A 2,274-nucleotide genomic window follows, 5' to 3' on the forward strand; every position below is an offset into this window, starting at 1 on the left:
CCCGACAAGGAATTTCGCTACCTTAGGATGGTTATAGTTACCACCGCCGTTTACCGGGGCTTAAATTCTCAGCTTCGCCACCGAAGTAGCTAACCGGTCCTCTTAACCTTCCGGCACCGGGCAGGCGTCAGTCCGTATACATCGTCTTACGACTTCGCACGGACCTGTGTTTTTAGTAAACAGTCGCTTCTCACTGGTCTCTGCGACCCAACCCAGCTCCCACCGCAAGGGTGTTCACCAGACCGGGCCCTCCTTCTCCCGAAGTTACGGAGGTATTTTGCCGAGTTCCTTAACCACAGTTATCTCGATCGCCTTAGTATTCTCTACCTGACCACCTGTGTCGGTTTGGGGTACGGGCCGTGTACCAACTCACTAGAGGCTTTTCTCGGCAGCATAGGATCACTGAATTCGCCTCAATCGGCTACGCATCACCTCTCAGGCGCATGAGACACGGATTTGCCTATGTCTCGCCCTACAGGCTTACACCAGGTATTCCATCACCTGGCCCAGCTACCTTCCTGCGTCACCCCATCGCTTACCTACTACAGCCGGGGTCATGTGCAGCCATTCCCCTTCCACCCGAAGGCAGATTAAGGAACTTTTGGACATTTAGCACAACTGATTCGATATTTGGCGCGGATACACGGGTACGGGAATATCAACCCGTTGTCCATCGACTACGCCTGTCGGCCTCGCCTTAGGTCCCGACTCACCCTGGGCGGATTAACCTGGCCCAGGAACCCTTGGTCATTCGGCGGACGAGTTTCTCACTCGTCTTTCGCTACTCATGCCTGCATTCTCACTCGCATGGCCTCCACGACTGGATCACTCCGCCGCTTCCCTGGCCATACGACGCTCCCCTACCCATCCAGACTCCTGGCCCGAAGGCGGGATAATGTCTGAATGCCGCGGCTTCGGCGGTGTACTTGAGCCCCGCTACATTGTCGGCGCAGAATCACTTGACCAGTGAGCTATTACGCACTCTTTCAAGGGTGGCTGCTTCTAAGCCAACCTCCTGGTTGTCTTCGCGACTCCACATCCTTTTCCACTTAGTACACGCTTAGGGGCCTTAGCCGGCGATCTGGGCTGTTTCCCTCTCGACTATGAAGCTTATCCCCCACAGTCTCACTGCCGCGCTCTCACTCACCGGCATTCGGAGTTTGGCTGACTTCGGTAAGCTTGTGGGCCCCCTAGGCCATCCAGTAGCTCTACCTCCGGTGAGAAACACGCGACGCTGCACCTAAATGCATTTCGGGGAGAACCAGCTATCACGGAGTTTGATTGGCCTTTCACCCCTACCCACAGCTCATCCCCTCAGTTTTCAACCTAAGTGGGTTCGGGCCTCCACGACGTCTTACCGTCGCTTCACCCTGGCCATGGGTAGATCACTCCGCTTCGGGTCCATAGTGTGCGACTCAAACGCCCTATTCGGACTCGCTTTCGCTACGGCTCCCCCACACGGGTTAACCTTGCCACACACCGNGGGCGCCCTATTCGGACTCGCTTTCGCTACGGCTCCCCCACACGGGTTAACCTTGCCACACACCGATGACTCGCAGGCTCATTCTTCAAAAGGCACGCCATCACCCCACGTCGAAACGAAGGCTCTGACGGTTTGTAAGCGCACGGTTTCAGGTACTATTTCACTCCCCTCCCGGGGTACTTTTCACCTTTCCCTCACGGTACTAGTCCGCTATCGGTCACCAGGGAGTATTCAGGCTTATCGGGTGGTCCCGACAGATTCACAGCAGATTTCACGGGCCCGCTGCTACTCGGGTGTCTCTAACACAAGCCGTTGCGTTTTCGTCTACAGGACTCTCACCCTCTACGGTTGGCCGTCCCAGACCAATTCGACTAACACAACGGTTTCTGACTTGTGCCCATCACGGCAGTGATGAGAATAGAGATCCCACAACCCCGGAAACGCAACGCCTGCCGGCTATCACACGCTCCCGGTTTAGCCTCTTCCGCTTTCGCTCGCCACTACTCACGGAATCACTGTTGTTTTCTCTTCCTGTGGGTACTGAGATGTTTCACTTCCCCACGTTCCCTCCACACGCCCTATATATTCAGGCGCGGGTAACACGACATCACTCGTGCTGGGTTTCCCCATTCGGAAATCCTCGGATCTCAGCTCGTTTGACAGCTCCCCGAGGCTTATCGCAGCCTACTACGTCCTTCATCGGCTCCTGGTGCCAAGGCATCCACCGTACGCTCTTTTTCACTTACTAACAAAGATGCTCGCGTCCACTGTGCAGTTCTCAAACAACACAC

1 rRNA gene is annotated in these 2,274 nt (G+C 55.7%); it reads right to left on the minus strand.

From position 1 onward, the window contains the following. A 23S ribosomal RNA gene (locus tag ACYVN4_RS00005) occupies positions 1-2,231 on the minus strand; the annotation flags it as partial. Positions 2,232-2,274: the final 43 nt, after the last annotated feature.

This window comes from Nocardia heshunensis (genome assembly GCF_054782115.1).